Consider the following 18,939-nt stretch of genomic DNA (forward strand, 5'->3'; position numbering starts at 1 on the left):
TAGTCCACTTACGTGGTGTAGACCTTATGTTGATATTCCGAATGGCGAGACGGCAGGGTTGGGGAAAGAGCGGTGCAGGGGCGTGGGACGCGTGGGACGACGTGGCGCAGGGGCCTTATCGCGGCGGTGTCCGCACTGGCCATGACGGGGATGCTGGGCGGCTGCTCGGCCTCGTCCGGCTCCGGGCAGGTGACGCTGCGGCTGGTGGCCGCGGACTACGGGGACTCGTCCGCCAACAGCTCCAAGAAGTACTGGGACGAGCTGGTCCGGGGCTTCGAGGCGGAACACTCCGGGATCAAGGTCGACGTCAGCGTCTACTCCTGGAACGACGTGGACCGCAAGGTGAAGGAGATGGTCGCCGCGGGCAACGCGCCCGACCTGGCGCAGATCGGGGCCTACGCGGACTACGCGGCGGCGGGCGAGCTGTACCAGGCCGACGACGTGCTCTCGATCCCCGCCCAGGCGGACTTCCTCTCGGAGCTGAGCGACGCGGGCAAGGTGAAGCGCGTCCAGTACGGCATGCCGTTCGCGGCGTCCACGCGGCTTCTTTTCTACAACAAGACGCTGTTCTCCGACGCGGGCATCACCCCGCCGACGACCTGGAGCGAGCTGGCGGCGGACGCGCGCGCCCTCAAGGCCAAGGGGGTGAAGTTCCCGTACGCGCTGCCGCTGGGGCCGGAGGAGGCCCAGGCGGAGACGATGCAGTGGCTGCTGAGCGGCGGCGACGGCTATCTGGACGGCTTCGGCTCCTACAACCTCGACTCCACGCAGAACGTGGCCACCTTCACCTGGCTGAAGGACGAACTGGTGGGCAAGGGGCTGACGGGGCCGGTGGCCCCGGCGGACCTGAACCGCGCGGACGCCTTCGCCGCCTTCACCCGCGGCGAGGTCGGCATGCTGAACGGCCATCCCTCGCTGATGAAGGCGGCGAGAGCGAAGGGCGTGAAGTTCGGCATGGTGCCGATGCCCGGGGTCAACGGTCGGCCGAAGTTCACCATGGGCGTGGCGGACTGGATGACGGCGTTCAAGCAGAACGGCCACAAGGACCAGGTCCGCGACTTCCTCGACTACGTGTACGGGGAGAAGAACGTCCTGGCCTTCTCGCGCGAGTACGACCTGCTGCCGGTGACGAACTCGGCGCAGCAGACCATGGCGGCGTCGCCGCAGGACGCGGACCTGCAGCCGTTCCTGCAGCAGCTGCCGAGCTCGGAGCTGTACCCGGCCGGCAAGACGTCCTGGGCGGGCGTCAGCGCGGACATCAAGAAGCGGATAGGGCGGGCCGTCGCCCCGGACGGCAGCCCCGCGGCGATTCTCGGCCAGCTGCAGCGGGAGGCGGTGACGGCGGACAGCTCCATCCGTTAGCGGGGAGACTGTCGGCGCCTGCGGTTACCGTTCCCCCATGGACGAGCTCACCTCCCGCGAAAAGGACATCCTCGCCCTGGAGGGACACGGCTTCCCCGGGCCGGGGGCCAAGGAGCGTGCCATCCGTGAGCGGCTCGGCCTCGCCCCCGTGCGTTACTACCAGCTGCTCAACGCGCTCCTCGACGACCCGCGGGCTCTCGCTCACGCCCCGGTCACGGTCAACCGCCTGCGCCGCGTCCGGGAGTCCCGCCGCGCGGAGCGCTGACGGAACGCGCGCGGCGCGCACCCATGAGCCATGGGTGCGCCCGCCCCCGCACGGATAGGGTCGTCCCATGGGCAGCCACACGGACTCCTTGCCGACGCCCGCCACTGCGGCCGGGCGCGACGGACTCGACGCCATCCTCGCCCGTCCCGACCGGGCCGTCCTCGCCTTCGACTTCGACGGGACGCTCGCCCCGATCGTCCCCGACCCCGACCAGGCCCGCGCCCACCCGGACACGGTCCCCGCCCTGGCGGCCCTCGCCCCGAAGGTCGCCTCCATCGCGGTCGTCACCGGTCGCCCTGCAGGCGTCGCCGTCCGCTACGGCGGCTTCGCGGGCGTCCCCGGACTCGACCACCTCGTCGTCCTCGGCCACTACGGCGCCGAACGCTGGGACGCCCGCACCGGCACCGTCAACGCTCCCGCCCCGCACCCCGGCGTCGCCGCCGTCCGCGCCGAACTTCCCGGTCTTCTGGAGCGGATCGGCGCCTGGCACGGCACCTGGATCGAGGAGAAGGGGCGCTCCGTCGCGGTGCACACCCGCCGCGCCGACGATCCGCAAGCCGCTTTCGAGGCCCTCCGCGAACCCCTCGCCGACCTCGCCACCCGCCACGGACTGATCGTCGAACCCGGCCGCCTGGTCCTGGAGCTGCGCCCGCCGGGCATGGACAAGGGCGTGGCCCTGCTGGAGTACGTCCGGGAGATCGGTACCGGAGCCGTCATGTACGCGGGCGACGACCTCGGCGACCTCCCCGCCTTCGCCGCCGTCGGCAAACTCCGCTCCGACGGTGTCCCCGGCCTGCTGGTGTGCAGCGGCAGCGAGGAGGTCACGGAGTTGGCGGAGAGGGCGGACCTGGTGGTCGACGGCCCGGAGGGGGTCGTACGGCTTGTGAGGTCGTTGGCACACAGGCTGAGCTGAACCGCGCCCCTTCAGGGGCTCGGGGCTGCGTCGACGTCCGGCTCCGCCGCGTGGGCGCGAGCACCCGGAAAACCGGCAGCCGGAAACCGACCCGTTCAGTCGCCCAACGCAGCCAACTGATCCAGGAACCACCGAGCCGGGGGAAGCGCCGTAGCCTGCGCGGCAAGCCGCTTCGCGCGCTCCGCGCGCTCCCCCGGTCCCATCGACAGCGCCGTGTGCAGCGCCTGGGCCATGCCCCCGATGTCGTACGGGTTCACCGCCACAGCGTCCTCGGCCAGCTCCTCGTACGCCCCCGCCTCCCGGGACAGCACCAGCGCACAGCCCTCGTCGGAGACCACCGGGACCTCCTTGGCGACCAGGTTCATGCCGTCCCGGATGGGGTTCACGAAGGCCACGTCCGCCAGCCGGTAGGCGGCCAGCGAGCGCGCGAAGTCGTCCTTCACATGCAGCTCGACCGGGGTCCAGCCGGGCGTCCCGAAACGGGAGTTGATCTCCGTCGCCACCCGCTGGACCTCCGCCGTGTAGTCGCGGTAGACGGCCAGGTCCTGGCGGGAGGGGTACGCGAAGGCGACGTGGACGACCCGTTCGCGCCACTCCGGATGGGACTGGAGCATTTCCTCGTACGCCAGTAGCCCGCGCACGATGTTCTTCGACAGCTCCGTGCGGTCCACCCGCACGATCGTCTTCCGGGGGCTGCCGTCGGGGGCCGGGCCGATCTGCCGGCGCAGTACGGCCATCCGCTCGTCCACGTCCGGCTGGTGCGCCCGCCTGCGCAGGAAGTCGGCGTCCGCGCCCAGACCGTGCACTCCGATGCGCGTGCCCGAGGGGATGCCGGGGCCGAGGACCGCGTGACAGCAGTCCGTGAACGCGTCCGCCCATCGCTGGGTGAGGAACGCCGCCCGGTCCGCGCCCAGGATCCCGCCGAGCACCTGCGCCGCGATGTCGTCGGGCAGTAGACGGAAGTACTCGGGCGGCGCCCACGGTGTGTGCGAGAAGTGGCCGATGCGCAGGTCGGGCCGCAGACCCCGGAGCATCCGGGGGGCCAGGGTGAGGTGGTAGTCCTGGATCAGCACCGCCGCCCCCTCGGCCGCCTCCTGGGCCAGGGCATCGGCGAACGCGCGGTTGTACGTCTCGTACGACGCCCACTGGCGCCGGAACTCCGCGTCGAAGACCGGCTCCAGCGGCGTCTGGTACAGCATGTGGTGCACGAACCACAGCACCGAGTTCGCGATGCCGTTGTACGCGTCCGTGTGCACCTGGGGGTCGATGTCCAGCATCCGTACCCGCTGGCCGCCGGTGTCGGCCGGATCGAGAGCACCACCCGACCGCCGCACGGCTTCCCGGTCGCCGTCGCCCAGCGCGGAGCACACCCACACCGCGTCCGTGTCCGGACCGATCGCCGACAAGCCCGACACGAGTCCGCCTCCGCCGCGCTTGGCGGTCAGGGCTCCGGTCTCGTCCAAGGCGTACGAGACCGGGCCGCGGTTGGAGGCGACGAGAACGGAAGCCGCATGCGAAGCCATGCCACGAAACCTAGCCCGGGTCCGAAACGCTCAAACGTGCGGTTCGGCCGTCTGCGGAGCCGTATACAACGGTGGCGGCGCGCCCCGGGCGTTCGCGGAAAAGCTCAGGCCGCCTTCCGTTCCATGTACTCCGCGATCTCCGTCATCGGCGGCCTCTCCTCCGTGTCCACCGGGTACGTCCGTGGCTCGAAACCCCCCTCGCGCCGTACGAACTGGGTGAGGGAGGGGCGGATCAGGTGGCCGCGGGCCAGCCGGAGCTGCGCGGTGCGGTAGATCGCGGCGGCCATGCGGCCCAGCGCCTGCCCGTCCTGGTGGCGGTGCTTGCGCACGCCGACGTCGACCTGGGCCAGGGCGTCCAGGCCCACCAGGTGCAGCGCGTCGACCAGCATGCCCAGCTCGACCCCGTACCCGACGGGGAACGGCAGCCTTTCCAGCAGGGAGCGGCGGGCCGCGTACTCGCCGCCGAGCGGCTGTACGAATCCGGCGAGCTGCGGCCAGTGCATGTTGAGCAGCGGGCGCGCCATCAGTTCCGTGACCCGGCCGCCCTGGCCGGCCGCGGACGCGCCGGAGGCATGTTCGTCGGACACCGTCAGCGGGCGGTCGTACATCGCCTTGACGAGGTCGATGCCCGGGTCGGTGAGCAGCGGGCCCACGATCCCGGTGACGAAGTCCGAGGAGAACTCCCTCAGGTCCGCGTCGATGAAGCAGATGATGTCACCCTGGGTGACCAGGAGGGAGCGCCACAGCACCTCGCCCTTGCCGGGCACGGCCGGCAGGCGTGGCAGGATCGCGTCGCGGTGGACCACCCTCGCGCCGGCCGCCGCGGCGACCTCGGACGTGCGGTCCGTGGAGCCCGAGTCGACGACGACGATCTCGTCGACGAGCGGGGCCTGCTGCATGAGGTCGTGGCGGATGACGGAGACGATCTCGCCGACCGTCTCCTCCTCGTTGAGCGCGGGCAGCACGACGCTGACCGTCGAGCCCGAGGCGCGTTTGGCGGCCAGGATCTTGTGGAGCGGGCGATCGGTCACGGACCAGGAGCGGGTGCTCAGCCAGCGCTCGACTTCTTCCAGCACAGTCTGCGGCTCCTCACGTTCGGCGGTGGTGGGCACGAGGGGTCTTTCCGACGGGTCTCTGTGTGATCCGTCTCGCGGTTCGGACGACTATCTCAACTGTCCTGGCCTTCGGTTACAGTCTTGAACAACGCCGGTGACCATCGCATGTCGGGGGTCGCCGCGTCCTCACACCAGTGAAACAACCACATACAGCTCATCCAGAGGGGCAGAGGGATACGGCCCGATGAAGCCCCGGCAACCCTCCAGTCGGCTCTCGTAGATCAGTTTTGATCGTTTCGGCGAGGCTCCCGGCTAGGGAAGGTGCCAAATCCGTCTCACGGCGAGGTGCGTCGTGAGGAAGATGAGGAGAAAGGGCCTCGCCTGACATGGCTGTGCAGACAGTTGCAAGCTCCACGAACTCCGTGAACCTCGGCCCCGCCGCGGCCCTGTCCTGCCGCGAGTGCGGCCACCGTGTGCCGCTCGGCCCGGTCTTCGCCTGCGAGGAGTGTTTCGGCCCGCTGGAGATCGCGTACGACTTCTCGGGCTACGACACCGAGGAACTGCGCAAGCGGATCGAGGCGGGCCCGGCGAACATCTGGCGCTATGCGCCGCTGCTGCCGGTCCCGGCGGACGTCGCCGGCAAGCCGAACCTCAACCCGGGCTGGACCAAGCTCGTCAAGGCCGACAACCTGGCGCGCGAGCTGGGCGTGACCGGCGGGTTGTATGTGAAGGACGACTCCGGCAACCCGACGCACTCCTTCAAGGACCGGGTGGTCGCCCAGGCGCTGGAGGCGGCGCGCGTCTTCGGCTTCACCACCCTTTCCTGCTCCTCCACCGGCAACCTCGCGGGCGCGGTCGGCGCCGCGGCTGCCCGCGCCGGCTTCCGTTCCTGCGTGTTCATTCCGCACGACCTGGAGCAGGGCAAGATCGTGATGGCGGCGGTCTACGGCGGTGACCTCGTCGGCATCGAGGGCAACTACGACGATGTGAACCGCTTCTGCTCCGAGCTGATCGGCGACCCGGTCGGCGAGGGCTGGGGCTTCGTCAACGTCAACCTCCGTCCGTACTACGCGGAGGGGTCCAAGACCCTGGCGTACGAGATCGCCGAGCAGCTGGGCTGGCGGCTGCCGGACCAGATCGTGGTCCCGATCGCATCCGGTTCGCAGCTCACGAAGATCGACAAGGGTCTGCAGGAACTGATCAAGCTCGGGCTCGTCGAGGACAAGCCGTACAAGATCTTCGGCGCGCAGGCAGAGGGCTGCTCGCCGGTGTCGACGGCGTTCAAGGCGGGCCACGATGTCGTACGGCCGCAGAAGCCGGACACGATCGCCAAGTCGCTGGCGATCGGCAACCCGGCGGACGGCCCGTACGTCCTGGACATCGCACGCCGCACGGGCGGCGCGGTGGAGGACGTGACGGACGAGCAGATCGTCGACGCGATCAAGCTGCTTGCGCGGACCGAGGGCATCTTCGCGGAGACGGCCGGTGGCGTGACCGTGGGCGTCACGCGCAAGCTCATCGACAACGGCGTCCTCGACCCGGCGAAGACGACGGTCGTCCTCAACACCGGCGACGGCCTCAAGACGTTGGACGCGGTGGCCGGTACCGGGCTGACCGCCACGATCCGCCCCAACCTCGACTCCTTCCGCGAGGCCGGGCTCGTCTGACCGCCCGTCCCGCACGCCGTACCCCGACCGGAGGTCACCAACCCATGAGCGTCACCGTCCGCATCCCCACCATCCTGCGCACCTACACCGGCGGCCAGGCCGAGGTGAGTGCCGAGGGCGCGACCCTCGCCGAGGTCATCGCCGACCTGGAGAAGAACCACACCGGTATCGCCGCCCGCGTCCTGGACGACCAGGGCCAGCTGCGCCGCTTCGTCAACGTGTACGTGAACGACGACGACGTCCGTTTCGAACAGGGTCTCGAGACGGCGACGCCGGACGGCGCGGGCGTCTCCATCATCCCGGCGGTGGCGGGCGGCTGACGGTCGCTCACCCGCCATATCATTACCCTCGGTAACATCGAACACCGAGAGTTCATCGAATTGCCCTCTCCGTGAGAGAAACGGAGGGGGCAATTCTGCATGGTTGAGCGCGGTACAGTTGGGGAACCTGCTCCCGGTTTCCCGGCGGTCGCCCCGGGTTCCCGACGCACGCCCGACAAGAAGCAGCCAAAGTGTGCAGGGCTTTTGCGCCATTCATTCCTTTCGCCGGGCCCGACTTGCCCTGAATTCGGGTGAATTCTTCGTACATTCCCGACCGGCCGTGCCTGGATTTCTCGTCCGATTGACCTGTTGCAGAGGGCAGTTGGACAGATACATTCAGCCGCGGTCGACGCGTTCCGGCGCACGCCCCCAACCGTTGGGGGGTGAGGTCTGACCCGGATCCGCGAAGTGTGGATCTGTGCAAGGGCCAGTAATAGGGGAGTTAGGCATGGCTCAGGGCACCGTCAAGTGGTTCAACGCGGAGAAGGGGTACGGCTTCATCGCGGTCGACGGTGGTGCGGATGTATTCGTCCACTACAGTGCGATCCAGATGGACGGCTACCGCACCCTGGAAGAGGGCCAGCGGGTCGAGTTCGAGATCTCGCAGGGTCAGAAGGGGCCGCAGGCGGACATGGTCCGCGTGGCCGGCTGAGGTTGCGCGCCGACGACTGAACTGTTCGACGTGTCGAGGGGCTCGTATCCCGTTGGGGGTACGAGCCCCTCGGTCTGCCCGGCCCGTGTCCCAGGGGGCGCGCCCGCTGTCTCCATCTGCGGATCACGCCCCCTTGTTCACCTCCCGATCCTCCGGTGCCGCTTGCACTCGACAGGGGCGAGTGCTAATCATTGGCGTTAGCACTCTGAAGGTGAGAGTGACAAAGAAGGACCGGGTCGGTGAGGCCGCGGACCGGGTGGGGCAAGGAACCACCGGCCGGGGCCGTCCGTCGCGGGCGCGGGCGCGGTCCGAAGTAATCACCCCCAGTCCTGGAGGGACCACTTCACATGGCCAAGATCATCGCGTTCGACGAGGAGGCGCGGCGCGGCCTCGAGCGCGGCATGAACCAGCTCGCGGACGCCGTCAAGGTGACCCTCGGCCCCAAGGGCCGCAACGTCGTCCTCGAGAAGAAGTGGGGCGCTCCCACGATCACCAACGACGGCGTCTCCATCGCCAAGGAGATCGAGCTCGAGGACCCGTACGAGAAGATCGGCGCCGAGCTGGTCAAGGAAGTCGCCAAGAAGACGGACGACGTCGCCGGTGACGGTACGACCACGGCGACGGTGCTCGCCCAGGCGCTGGTCCGCGAGGGCCTGCGCAACGTGGCCGCCGGTGCCAACCCGATGGCCCTGAAGCGCGGCATCGAGAAGGCCGTCGAGGCCGTCTCCACCGCCCTGCTCGAGCAGGCCAAGGACGTCGAGACCAAGGAGCAGATCGCCTCCACGGCCTCCATCTCCGCCGCCGACACCCAGATCGGCGAGCTCATCGCCGAGGCCATGGACAAGGTCGGCAAGGAAGGCGTCATCACCGTCGAGGAGTCGCAGACCTTCGGTCTCGAGCTGGAGCTCACCGAGGGCATGCGCTTCGACAAGGGCTACATCTCGGCGTACTTCGCCACCGACATGGAGCGTATGGAGGCCGTCCTCGACGACCCGTACATCCTGATCGCCAACTCCAAGATCTCCTCGGTCAAGGACCTGCTCCCGCTCCTGGAGAAGGTCATGCAGTCGGGCAAGCCGCTGCTGATCATCGCCGAGGACGTCGAGGGCGAGGCCCTGTCGACCCTGGTCGTCAACAAGATCCGCGGCACCTTCAAGTCCGTTGCCGTCAAGGCCCCGGGCTTCGGCGACCGCCGCAAGGCCATGCTCGGCGACATCGCCATCCTCACGGGCGGCGAGGTCATCTCCGAGGAGGTCGGCCTCAAGCTGGAGAACGCGACCCTGGACCTCCTGGGCCGCGCCCGCAAGGTCGTCGTCACCAAGGACGAGACCACGATCGTCGACGGCGCCGGCTCGTCCGAGCAGGTCAACGGCCGGGTGAACCAGATCCGTGCCGAGATCGAGAACAGCGACTCCGACTACGACCGCGAGAAGCTGCAGGAGCGCCTGGCGAAGCTGGCCGGCGGCGTGGCCGTCATCAAGGCCGGTGCCGCCACGGAGGTCGAGCTCAAGGAGCGCAAGCACCGCATCGAGGACGCCGTCCGCAACGCGAAGGCGGCCGTCGAGGAGGGCATCGTCGCCGGTGGTGGCGTGGCCCTGCTGCAGGCCTCCCAGGTGTTCGAGAAGCTGGAGCTGGAGGGCGACGAGGCCACCGGTGCCGCCGCCGTCAAGCTGGCGCTCGAGGCCCCGCTGAAGCAGATCGCCGTCAACGCCGGCCTCGAGGGCGGTGTCGTGGTGGAGAAGGTGCGCAACCTGACCCCCGGCCACGGCCTGAACGCCGCGACCGGCGAGTACGTCGACCTGATCAAGGAAGGCATCATCGACCCGGCGAAGGTGACCCGTTCCGCCCTGCAGAACGCCGCCTCCATCGCCGCGCTGTTCCTCACCACCGAGGCCGTCATCGCCGACAAGCCGGAGAAGGCCGCCGCGCCCGCCGGCGGCGGCATGCCGGGCGGTGACATGGACTTCTGAGCCCCTGGCAGGCTCGGACCCTCCGCTCGGCTCCGCCCGAGCGGAGGCCTCACGTCCAGACCGAGGGCGGCACTCCCTGGAAACAGGGGGTGCCGCCCTCGGGCGTGTCCGGGATCACAGTACGGGCGGCCGGTCGCCGGAATTCCCGGCACGGGCGGGTCGGTTGAGCGATACAGGCACCGATGCATGTGCACATACCAACTGGTACCCGTCCGTCCCCTGTCGAGGAGTTCCCCACGTGACCGTCACCGCCCCCGACGCCGCCTCCCGCGCGGCCCAGCTCCTGTCCCGTCCCGTCTCCCTCAACGGCCTGACCGTCCCCAACCGGATCGTGATGGCGCCGATGACGCGCATGTTCTCCCCGGGCGGCGTCCCCGGTGAGGACGTGGTGTCGTACTACGCACGCCGCGCGGCCGCCGGCGTGGGCCTGATCGTCACCGAGGGCACCTATGTGGGCCATGAGTCGGCCGGTCAGAGCGACCGTGTCCCGCGGTTCCACGGCGAGGAGCAGCTGGCGGGCTGGGCGAAGGTCGCCGAGGCGGTGCACACGGCGGGCGGCACGATCGTGCCCCAGCTGTGGCACATCGGCATGGTGCGCAACGCGGGCGACCCGCCGTACGCGGACGCCCCGGCCGTCGGCCCGTCCGGCATCCGCCCCGACGGCACCGAGGGCGCGGGCAGGGCCATGACCCAGCGGGACCTGGACGACGTGATCGCCGCCTTCGCCGAGGCCGCCGCCGCGGCCGAGCGGATCGGCTTCGACGGCGTGGAACTGCACGGCGCGCACGGCTATCTGATCGACCAGTTCCTGTGGGAGGGCACCAACCGCCGCACCGACGCCTACGGCGGCGACCCCGTGGCTCGTACGAAGTTCGCCGCGGAGATCGTGGCTGCCGTACGGGAGTCGGTCTCGCCGGAGTTCCCCATCCTGTTCCGCTACTCGCAGTGGAAGCAGGAGGCGTACGACGCCCGGATCGCGCAGAGCCCGGAGGAGCTGGAGGCGATCCTCACCCCGCTCGCCGCGGCCGGTGTGGACGCCTTCCATGCCTCCACGCGCCGTTACTGGCTGCCGGAGTTCGACGGCTCGGACCTCAACCTGGCGGGCTGGACGAAGAAGCTCACGGGCAAGCCGGCCATCACCGTCGGCTCGGTGGGTCTGGACGGCGACTTCATCCGCGGCTTCATGGGGGAGGGCGCGCCGGTCAAGGGTATCGACAACCTCCTGGACCGGCTGGAGTCGGAGGAGTTCGACCTGGTGGCCGTCGGCCGCGCCCTGCTCCAGGACCCGCAGTGGGCGGCGAAGGTGCTCGAGGGCCGCTTGGACGAGCTCACGCCGTACGACGCGGCGGCGCTGAAGACCCTGAGCTGAGCGGCCTCCCCGCGCCCTCGAAGCGCGGGGAAACCTTCGGGCCTCGCGGAGACCGGGGGCCGCGGAGGTCTCCGGGACCACGGCGTAATCTTCTTGTGATCGTCGGTCCGAGGCGGTCGCCGTCCTTCTCAACGGGCGGCGGCCGCCCGGCCGTTGGCACCACTCTGTCCAGCGGCACCCGGCGAGGTGCCGTCCCGGCGACCAGTGAGGGGTCATCCATGACGACAGCCGAGTCCCGCAGGTCCGCGGCCGATACGACCGGGCCCGTGGTGCGCACCACCGCCGGCGCGGTGCGCGGGAGGCGGGAGGACGGGCTGGCGGTCTTCCGCGGCATACCGTTCGCCCAGCCCCCGGTGGGGGAGGGACGCTTCGCGGCGCCGCGCCCGCCTCACGCCTGGGAGGGGACGCGCGAGGCGTACGCCTTCGGGCCGCCGCCCCCGCAGGAGGCAGGGATCCAGGGCCGTACCGCCGGGCCGGCCGCGCCCCTCGGCGACGACTGGCTGACCGTCAACGTCTGGACGCCCGACGCCGATCCTGCGGCCCGCCGTCCCGTCATGGTGTGGATCTACGGCGGCGCCTACAAGCTCGGCCACTCCGGCAGCCCCGGCTACGACGCCCAACACATCGCCCGTGACGGCGACCTCGTCGTCGTCACCTTCAACTACCGTGTCGGCATGGAGGGTTTCGCCCTCATCGAGGGCGCCCCCGCCAACCGGGGCCTGCTGGATCAGGTCGCTGCCCTGGAGTGGGTGCGGGACAACATCACGGCGTTCGGCGGCGACCCCGGCCAGGTCACGGTCTTCGGCGAGTCGGCCGGTGCCGGCTCGGTGGCCGCACTGCTGGCCATGCCGCGCGCGGCCGGACTGTTCCGCCGGGCGATCGCCCAGAGCGTGCCGGGCACCTATTTCTCCGAGGAACTGGCCCGGGACTTGGCGGGCGCCCTCGCCGCGGAGGTGGGCCTGCGGGCGACGGTCGCCGACCTGTCGACCACGGACCCGCGCCGACTGACCGCCGCGGGCCAGGGGCTGGGCAGGAAGATGCACCAGTACCAGGACAGGTGGGGGAAGGCCGCCCCCACGGTGACCCCCTTCTCGCCCGTCGTCGACGGCGAGGTCCTGCCCGCCACGCCCTGGCGGGCGCTGGCGGACGGTGTGGCCCGGGACGTGGAGCTGGTCGCCGGGCACAATCGGGAGGAGTTCCAGCTCTTCCTGGTCCTCGGCGGACTGCTCGGGAAGATCAGCGACGAGCAGGTGACGGCGGCCCTGCGCCTGTTCGTGCCGGGCCCGGACGGCGAGCGCGCCTACCGCGCCGCATACCCCGACGCCGCGGCCGACGAACTGTACGAACGGGTCCACTCCGACTGGCTCTTCCGCATGCCGACCGTGCATCTGCTCGACGCGCAGGTGGCAGGCGGCGGCCGTGCCTACGGATACGAACTCACCTGGCCCGCCCCGGGCAGCAAAGGTGTCCTCGGCGCCTGCCACGGCCTCGACATCCCGCTCGTGTTCCGCACGTTCACGGCCGACCTGGGCAGCCTGCTGTTCGCGGGGGTGGAACCCTCGCCCGAGGCCGAGGCGCTGTCGTCCCGCTTCCGCGCGTCCTGGACGGCGTTCGCGAGGACGGGGGACCCGGGCTGGCCGGAGTACGACTCGGAGCGGCGGCTGGTGCAGATCCTCGCTGCGGACCCCGTGGTCACAGGGTATCCGGAGGAGGAGTCGCGGCGGCTGTGGGAGGGGCACGAGTTCACTGCGCTGCCGCTGCTCATGTAGGGGCGTCCGGGCGGGTCGGTGGGTGCTTGGGCGCGGCGGACGGACCCGGATTGGCCATCGGGTGCGTGGATACGTGCGCGGGCAGGGAGTCCTTCGATCTCGTAGGTCGAGCCCCCGCAGGTGTTGCAGCACCTGACGGGGGCGTTCGTTATTCGGGCACCAGAGCCTGGCTCGGGGCTCGGGGCTCAAGCCCCGAGGCTCCTGAGGTTTTCGACGAAGGCCGACCACGCCTCGGCCCGGAACACGAGCTTCGGGCCGAGGGGGTTCTTGGAGTCGCGGACCGGGACGACGGCGGGGTGACCGTCGGCGACTTCGAGGCAGTTGCCACCCTCGCCGCCGCTGTGTGTCGACTTGCGCCAGCGGGCGACTTCCAGGCAGTTGCCGCCGCTGCCGTCGCTGTAGCTGGACTTGTACCAAGTGGCCGAGCTCAGGTCGTACTCAGGGCTGATCTCCATGGGCGTAATCCTCCGCCACTGATTCGATCAGGGCCAGCGATTCTTGCGGGGAGAGTGCAGTGGCGCCGAGTAAGTCGTAAGCCAGTTCGTAGCGACTGACGGTGGCCGGATCGTCGTCCAGTCTGCCGGTTCCGGGGCCTTCGAAGTAGACGAGTGGCGGCGCATCATCGAAGACCATCAGCTTGATCGCGCCGCCCATCAAAGTATGCGCACCCTCCGCGAAGGGCAGCACCTGCACGATCACCCGGCGTCGCCGGACCATGCCAACGATGTGGCGAAGGGCCTTGGCCATCACGGCGGGGCCACCGGTCCTGCGGCGCAATGCTGCTTCGTCAAGCACAACCCACAACAACGGCCTTGTTGGATTGTCGAGGAGCTTGGCCCGCTCCAATCGGGCCGCGACCAGCTCGCCGATTTCCTCCTCCGGTGCCGTCGGCTGATGCGCGACGCACACGGCCTGCGCGTACTCGGGGGTTTGCAGCAATCCGGGGATCAGCGTCGGCGCGTACTCCCGAATCGCCGTAGCAACCGCCTCCGCCTCCGCAGCCTCAGCGAAGTGCTCCGGATACTTGGACTTGGCCATCGCTCTGCAGTTCCGCGCGAAGAAGTCCGCCGTGCCGAGCACCTCGTCCAGCATGCGCGCATACTCCGGCTGCATCCGTCGCGTACCCGATTCCAGCTGTCCGATGAACGAGCCGCTCACGAACAGCCGTTGCCCCAACTCCTCCTGGCTGAGCCCCGCTTTCTCGCGCGCATGACGCAACTCCGCGCCGATCATCGCGCGCGGAGACGACGACGGATCGAGGTCCTTCGGTCCGGGCATGGGCAACTCCCTGTCACACAGGCGGGGTTGTTGGGGCGCCGTCCCTGGCCAGGTTAGACGGATGATGGCCACGCTGTGTGGTGAAGACGAACACTCACCGTGGAGGGAACAGCGCGATGGAGACGACAACGGGTGACCGGCCCGCCCGGACGGCCGAGGAGGCCGTGGAGCGGCTGCGCTCCGCCCTGCACGACGTGGGAATCGTCCTGCCGTCGCTGCGCATCGACCCGGTGACCGGTGCCCAAGGTGACCCGTACGCCCTGGTCGACCTCGGCCGCTGCAATCTGCGCGTGGCGTCCCGGCTGGCCGATGCGCTGCGCGGGCAGGGCGGCCCGTCGTGACCGGTGAAGGGATGCAGGACGTCGGCGGGTACGCCGTGGACGTACGGGACGGGCGGATCGGCGAGATCATGGGGCACGTGGGTGGTTCCGTGCAGCTGCGGCCCGTGGGCGGCGGACGGGAGTGGGACTGCCCGCCCGAGTCGGTGGGGCCCGCCCCGCCCGGCGAGGTGCTGCGCGCCCGGGTCAGGAGGGCGAACCGGGACAGCCGGTTGCCGTGACCGGCCCTCGTGGACCCCCGTTCACCAGCCCGCCGGTCCTCCGGGACACCGGTCAGCCCGTCGCCTTCTCCAGGGCCGTGCGCAGATGGCCGCCGCTCTCCGCGAGGAGCCGCGTTGCCGACGGGCCGTCCACTCCGCTGAGGATCGTCAGGATCGCGTTCTTGACCTCGCCGTCCGCGGCCGCCAGGGCGCGCTCGATCTCCTCGTCCGTCGCGCCCGTCGCCAGCGCCACGATCCGGCGGGAGCGGGCGCGCAGCTTGTCGTTGGAGGCGCGGACGTCGACCATCAGGTTCCCGTACGTCTTGCCGAGGCGGATCATCGTGATCGTCGAGAGCATGTTGAGGACCAGCTTCTGCGCCGTACCCGCCTTCAGCCGCGTCGACCCGGTGAGCAGCTCGGGTCCCACGACGATCTCGAGGCCGTGGTCGGCGGCGGCCGCCAGTGCGCTGCCCGCGTTGCAGGAGAGGCCGATCGTGAGCGCGCCGCGCGCCCGTGCGTGCTCCACCGCGCCGACCGCGTACGGTGTCCGCCCCGACGCCGAGATGCCGACCACCGCGTCACGGTCGGTCAGGTTCAGCGCGTCGAGGTCCGCCGCCGCCAGCTCCCTGGAGTCCTCCGCGCCCTCCACCGACGTCACCATCGCGCCGGGGCCGCCCGCGATCAGCCCCACGACCTGCGAGGGGTCCGTGTTGAAGGTGGGCGGGCACTCGGACGCGTCGAGGACACCGAGCCGTCCGGCGGTGCCCGCTCCCGCGTAGACGAGCCGGCCGCCCCGCGCCATCCGCTGTGCGATGTCGTCGATCGCGGCGGCGATCTGCGGGAGCCGCGCGGCGACCGCGGCCGGTACGGTCGCGTCCCCGCCGTTCATGATCTTCGCGATCTCCAGCGTCTGCAGTTGGTCGATCTCGGCCAGCTCGGGCCGGAAGGCCTCGGTGGTCAGCGTCTCCAACTCGGCTCGGAGGTCGCGGTGTCGGGGCGAGGAGTCCATGGGGGGCGGCTCTTTCCGGTGCGGCGCTGTTCTGGCAGGAGAGACGGACGGGGGCTAGCGCTTCGTTCCGCCACGCGGATGGTGGCGGTGCGCCAGGGCCTCGTACGAGGCGGCGAGCGCGGGCGCGGCGGTCTCGTACGTCCGCTGCGCCACGCCGACGAACAGGCAGTCCACGACCAGGAGCTGGCTCGTGCGGGAGGACATCGCGGCCGGTCTCAGCTCGCTCTCGCGCGCGGTGGACGTGGTGAGCACGTGGTCGGCGTACTGCGTCACGGGCCCGTCCGGACGGCCGGTGATCGCGACGGTCGTCGCCCCGTGTTCGAAGGCGACCCGCAGCGGCTCGATGACGTCGCCGGTGGAGCCGGAGTGCGTGATCGCGATCGCCACGTCCTTGGTGCGCAGTTGCACGGCGTTGGTGACGGCGAGGTGCGGGTCGCTGTGCGCATGGGCTATGAGCCCTATCCGCAGCAGCTTCTGGACGAGGTCCTGGGCGACGAGCCCGGACGCCCCGATGCCGTACACGTCGATGCGACCGGCGGCGGCGAGCGCGGCGACGGCGGCGCCGAGTTGCGCGGTGTCGAGCCCGGCCGCGGTGTCGGCGAGGGTCTGCTGCTCGTCGTACGCGAGCTTCGCCACGACGTCCGCGATGGGGTCGTCGACCGCGATGTCGGCGGTGACGGACGGAGCGCGGCCCGACTGCTGCTGGGCGGCGAGGCCGGCGAGGGCGAGCCGCAGGTCCCGGTAGCCGGGGTAGCCGAGGAGGCGCGCCGTGCGCACAACGGTGGCCTCGCTGGTCCCGGTCAGCTCGGCGAGCCCGGTGACGGTGAGTGCCGCGCACCCGGCCGGGTCCCCGGCGACGGCCTCGGCGACGCGCTGCATGGACCGGGTCATGGAGGGTGCGAGGGTCCGCACCTTGGCGGCGAGCGCGGCGGGTGCGGGCGGCGCGGCGGGGCCTGCCGAGCCTCCGAAACTTTCCTTCACATGTTGGGTCACAATCTGAAAGATATTTTCCATTCGGTGGTGCGGTCAAGAGTGCGCACAATGGGTGTTATGGACCCCGTCAGCCCACTGGAGCAGGCACTGCACGCTGCTCGCGCCCTTGTGCTCGCCGATCTGGTCGCGGGCGAGGTGGCCGAGGCCGATGTCGTCTCGCTCGTCGAGGACTCCGTCATCCAGCGGCGCTGGTGGGTCGAACAGTGGCCGGAGGGCGCGGACTACGTGGCCGGGCTGGTCGCGCAGGACGTCCAGGACGCACTGCTGGAGCGGTACGGACGCTGGCCGCTGTGCCCCGTCTGCGGCTCGGGCGACCCGCACGCACTGGACATCGAGCCGGAACTCGGCCGGGACCCGCACTGGGTGTGCCACAAGGCGGGGGTGAAGGTCGCGGCGGTGGGCTCCCTGGGGAGGGCGACGGGCGGGATGCCGTCCTCGTGACGGTCTACGTCGACCCTCCCACCTGGCCCGGCCACGGCCGTATGTGGTCACATCTGATCAGCGACGTCTCGTACGACGAACTGCACGCGTTCGCCGAGAAGCTGGACGTACCGCGCCGGGCGTTCGAACGCGACCACTACGACCTCCCCTCCCACCGGTACGCGGACGCGGTCCGGGCGGGGGCGGTGGAGGTCGGCAGCCGCGAGGTGGTGCGCCTGCTGCACGCGTCCGGCCTGCGCAGACGCAAGCTGCCGTGACGCTACTCAGGCCCGGCTTCCGGCGCCAGTAGTTCCAGTTCCGATCGCATGTTGTACCGGGCCGTCGCCTCCCACTCCCGCTGACCGTACGGCGTGCGGAACAGCCGGGGGAGGTCCAGGAGTTGGCGCAGTACGGCCGTGCGGCCGGTGCGGAACGCGTCGTCGGGGACGAAGCCGTACTCCTGGCGGACCGCCGCCGTGTACGCGGCGTACGCCTGCGGGGGTGCCGCCAGGATCGCCAGGTCGGCGTCGCACAGGACCTGGCCGTTGCGGTCGTCGTCGGACGGGTCGTGGGTAACGGTGAGGCGGACCAGGCGGGCGACCTCCGCCGTCGTGGTCCCCGGCACCCCGGCCTCGGGGAGCGCGCGTTCGGCGAGACGGGCCGACCGCTCCTCGTTGGTCGACCTCTCGGGCAGATAGACCGCGTCGTGGAACCAGGCCGCGAGACGCACCGCGTCCGGGTCGTCCGCGTACTCCGCCAGGGTGTCGACGTGATCGAGGACCGCCGCCAGGTGCTCGACCGTGTGGTAGCGGCGCTGCGGCTCGGACCAGCGGCGCAGCAAGTTTTCGGCGTACCGGTACGGATCCGGGTGGCATGCGCCCTCCCGGGCCGCGAGCAGCGTCCGCAGCCAGCGGGAACGCAGCGCCTCGAGTTCGGTCATGCGGTCATTCTCCCGTGTTTCCCGGACGGCCCCGGGCGTGGCCCCCTGACGACTGCAGAGGGGCGGGCCTCTGACGACTGCACACGGGCGGACGGTGGCCTTCTCGCCGCACGGACCCCGCCGTCGTACCCTTGGATTGGACTAGACCTGTAGCCGCTCCAGGGGAACAACGGAAGGGGTCCTATGAGCACGCGTGCAGTCCTGGAGGTGATCGCCCTCGGGGTCGAGGACGCGGTCGCCGCCCAGGCCGGAGGCGCTGACCGCCTCGAGCTGGTCACCGACATCGCCGCGGACGGGCTGACCCCGTCGGTGGGGACCTTCACCGCGATCCGCGCCGCCGTCGACATCTCGCTGCGCGTGATGCTCCGTCTGCGGGACGGGTTCGCGGCCGGTGACGTCGAGGCGCTCGTACGGGCCGCGCGGAAGCTGCGCGCGGCCGGCGCCGAGGAGTTCGTGCTCGGGTTCCTCGCCGAGGACGGGAGACCCGACCTCGGCACCGTCGAGCGGCTGGCCGTCGAGCTGGACGGCTGCCGCTGGACCTTCCACCGGGCGATCGACCGCGCCGCCGACCGTGACGCCCTGCGCAAGCAACTCGCCGATGTGCCGGGCCTGGACACCTACCTCACGGCGGGCTCGCCGGACGGTGTGGACGACGGCCTGCCCACCCTCCTCGCCGAGGCGGGACGCGGCGGCGAGCCCGGCTACACCCAGCGGCTCCTGGTCGGCGGCGGCCTCCGCCTCGACCATGTGCCACGACTGCGGGCCGCGGGCATCGACGCCTTCCACATCGGTGGAGCGGCCCGCCCGAACGGCTGGGACTCGCCGGTCTCCGCCGAGGCGGTACGGCAGTGGCGTACGGCCCTCGACGGCTGACGGGCGCGCGTGGCCGGTGGTCG

General features: G+C 70.7%; 21 protein-coding genes and 1 riboswitch. Of the genes, 14 read left to right on the forward strand and 7 right to left on the reverse strand.

Going from position 1 to position 18,939, the window contains the following annotated elements; translation table 11 throughout:
• Positions 1-141: 141 nt before the first annotated feature.
• From AAW14_RS10310 to otsB, 3 genes are all read left to right on the forward strand, one after another.
• Positions 142-1,362: an extracellular solute-binding protein gene (locus AAW14_RS10310; RefSeq protein ID WP_265562475.1), complete on the forward strand. Its 1,221-nt coding sequence runs from the start codon at positions 142-144 to the stop codon at positions 1,360-1,362.
• A 37-nt stretch (positions 1,363-1,399) separates the two neighbouring features.
• Positions 1,400-1,627 (forward strand): DUF3263 domain-containing protein, encoded by a 228-nt coding sequence (locus tag AAW14_RS10315; RefSeq protein ID WP_265562279.1) that lies wholly within the window; start codon positions 1,400-1,402, stop codon positions 1,625-1,627.
• A 67-nt stretch (positions 1,628-1,694) separates the two neighbouring features.
• Positions 1,695-2,540, forward strand: a complete 846-nt coding sequence (otsB, locus tag AAW14_RS10320; RefSeq protein ID WP_265562281.1) for a trehalose-phosphatase — start codon at positions 1,695-1,697, stop codon at positions 2,538-2,540.
• Positions 2,541-2,635: 95 nt separating this feature from the next.
• Here the strand turns inward: otsB and AAW14_RS10325 are convergent, their stop codons facing one another.
• On the reverse strand, positions 2,636-4,063 hold the full coding sequence (locus AAW14_RS10325; RefSeq protein ID WP_265562283.1) for an alpha,alpha-trehalose-phosphate synthase (UDP-forming): 1,428 nt from the start codon (positions 4,061-4,063) through the stop codon (positions 2,636-2,638).
• A 104-nt stretch (positions 4,064-4,167) separates the two neighbouring features.
• Complete coding sequence (locus AAW14_RS10330) at positions 4,168-5,139, reverse strand: glucosyl-3-phosphoglycerate synthase (protein ID WP_265562477.1); 972 nt, start codon at positions 5,137-5,139, stop codon at positions 4,168-4,170.
• A gap of 190 nt (positions 5,140-5,329) precedes the next feature.
• A riboswitch (SAM riboswitch) is annotated at positions 5,330-5,486 on the forward strand.
• Positions 5,487-5,504: 18 nt separating this feature from the next.
• Here AAW14_RS10330 and thrC point away from each other — a divergent pair.
• The 6 genes from thrC to AAW14_RS10360 all read left to right on the forward strand — a co-directional run bounded on the left by thrC (position 5,505) and on the right by AAW14_RS10360 (position 12,865).
• Positions 5,505-6,785: a threonine synthase gene (gene thrC / locus AAW14_RS10335; protein WP_265562285.1), complete on the forward strand. Its 1,281-nt coding sequence runs from the start codon at positions 5,505-5,507 to the stop codon at positions 6,783-6,785.
• Between the two features lie 44 nt (positions 6,786-6,829).
• Complete coding sequence (locus tag AAW14_RS10340) at positions 6,830-7,105, forward strand: MoaD/ThiS family protein (protein WP_152788212.1); 276 nt, start codon at positions 6,830-6,832, stop codon at positions 7,103-7,105.
• Between the two features lie 448 nt (positions 7,106-7,553).
• On the forward strand, positions 7,554-7,757 hold the full coding sequence (locus AAW14_RS10345) for a cold-shock protein (RefSeq protein WP_003986833.1): 204 nt from the start codon (positions 7,554-7,556) through the stop codon (positions 7,755-7,757).
• 347 nt (positions 7,758-8,104) lie between these two features.
• On the forward strand, positions 8,105-9,727 hold the full coding sequence (gene groL, locus AAW14_RS10350) for a chaperonin GroEL (protein WP_265562307.1): 1,623 nt from the start codon (positions 8,105-8,107) through the stop codon (positions 9,725-9,727).
• A gap of 238 nt (positions 9,728-9,965) precedes the next feature.
• Positions 9,966-11,096 (forward strand): NADH:flavin oxidoreductase, encoded by a 1,131-nt coding sequence (locus tag AAW14_RS10355; RefSeq protein ID WP_265562308.1) that lies wholly within the window; start codon positions 9,966-9,968, stop codon positions 11,094-11,096.
• A 218-nt stretch (positions 11,097-11,314) separates the two neighbouring features.
• Entirely contained in the window at positions 11,315-12,865 is a 1,551-nt protein-coding gene (locus tag AAW14_RS10360; RefSeq protein ID WP_265562310.1) for a carboxylesterase/lipase family protein, read from the forward strand.
• Between the two features lie 185 nt (positions 12,866-13,050).
• Here the strand turns inward: AAW14_RS10360 and AAW14_RS10365 are convergent, their stop codons facing one another.
• The gene (locus AAW14_RS10365; protein ID WP_265562311.1) at positions 13,051-13,320 is read right to left on the reverse strand and encodes a DUF397 domain-containing protein; all 270 of its coding nucleotides are present in this window, start codon (positions 13,318-13,320) and stop codon (positions 13,051-13,053) included.
• A complete protein-coding gene (locus AAW14_RS10370) occupies positions 13,304-14,143 on the reverse strand; it encodes a helix-turn-helix domain-containing protein (protein WP_265562314.1) in 840 nt (279 codons plus the stop codon). The genes AAW14_RS10365 and AAW14_RS10370 overlap by 17 nt, the downstream gene beginning before the upstream one ends.
• Positions 14,144-14,259: 116 nt before the next feature.
• Between AAW14_RS10370 and AAW14_RS10375 the strand changes: the two genes are divergently transcribed.
• A complete protein-coding gene (locus AAW14_RS10375; RefSeq protein WP_265562315.1) occupies positions 14,260-14,484 on the forward strand; it encodes a hypothetical protein in 225 nt (74 codons plus the stop codon).
• Positions 14,481-14,702 (forward strand): hypothetical protein, encoded by a 222-nt coding sequence (locus AAW14_RS10380; protein WP_265562317.1) that lies wholly within the window; start codon positions 14,481-14,483, stop codon positions 14,700-14,702. The genes AAW14_RS10375 and AAW14_RS10380 overlap by 4 nt, the downstream gene beginning before the upstream one ends.
• Positions 14,703-14,754: 52 nt before the next feature.
• Here AAW14_RS10380 and murQ read toward each other — a convergent pair whose 3' ends face one another.
• Both murQ and AAW14_RS10390 read right to left on the reverse strand, forming a co-directional pair.
• Positions 14,755-15,690, reverse strand: coding sequence for an N-acetylmuramic acid 6-phosphate etherase (murQ, locus tag AAW14_RS10385; protein ID WP_265562319.1), 936 nt, complete (start codon positions 15,688-15,690; stop codon positions 14,755-14,757).
• A gap of 54 nt (positions 15,691-15,744) precedes the next feature.
• On the reverse strand, positions 15,745-16,683 hold the full coding sequence (locus AAW14_RS10390) for a MurR/RpiR family transcriptional regulator (RefSeq protein WP_265562321.1): 939 nt from the start codon (positions 16,681-16,683) through the stop codon (positions 15,745-15,747).
• A gap of 57 nt (positions 16,684-16,740) precedes the next feature.
• Between AAW14_RS10390 and AAW14_RS10395 the strand changes: the two genes are divergently transcribed.
• Together AAW14_RS10395 and AAW14_RS10400 are read left to right on the forward strand one after the other, a co-directional pair.
• A complete protein-coding gene (locus AAW14_RS10395) occupies positions 16,741-17,124 on the forward strand; it encodes a hypothetical protein (RefSeq protein ID WP_265562323.1) in 384 nt (127 codons plus the stop codon).
• Positions 17,121-17,381: a DUF4031 domain-containing protein gene (locus tag AAW14_RS10400; protein WP_265562324.1), complete on the forward strand. Its 261-nt coding sequence runs from the start codon at positions 17,121-17,123 to the stop codon at positions 17,379-17,381. The genes AAW14_RS10395 and AAW14_RS10400 overlap by 4 nt, the downstream gene beginning before the upstream one ends.
• Positions 17,382-17,383: 2 nt before the next feature.
• Here AAW14_RS10400 and AAW14_RS10405 read toward each other — a convergent pair whose 3' ends face one another.
• Complete coding sequence (locus tag AAW14_RS10405; protein ID WP_265562326.1) at positions 17,384-18,043, reverse strand: hypothetical protein; 660 nt, start codon at positions 18,041-18,043, stop codon at positions 17,384-17,386.
• A 183-nt stretch (positions 18,044-18,226) separates the two neighbouring features.
• Here AAW14_RS10405 and AAW14_RS10410 point away from each other — a divergent pair, with 183 nt between their 5' ends.
• Positions 18,227-18,916: a copper homeostasis protein CutC gene (locus tag AAW14_RS10410; RefSeq protein WP_265562328.1), complete on the forward strand. Its 690-nt coding sequence runs from the start codon at positions 18,227-18,229 to the stop codon at positions 18,914-18,916.
• The last annotated feature ends 23 nt before the right edge of the window (positions 18,917-18,939 follow it).

This window comes from Streptomyces hygroscopicus (assembly GCF_026168105.1).
GTDB classification, from domain to species: domain Bacteria; phylum Actinomycetota; class Actinomycetes; order Streptomycetales; family Streptomycetaceae; genus Streptomyces; species Streptomyces hygroscopicus_D.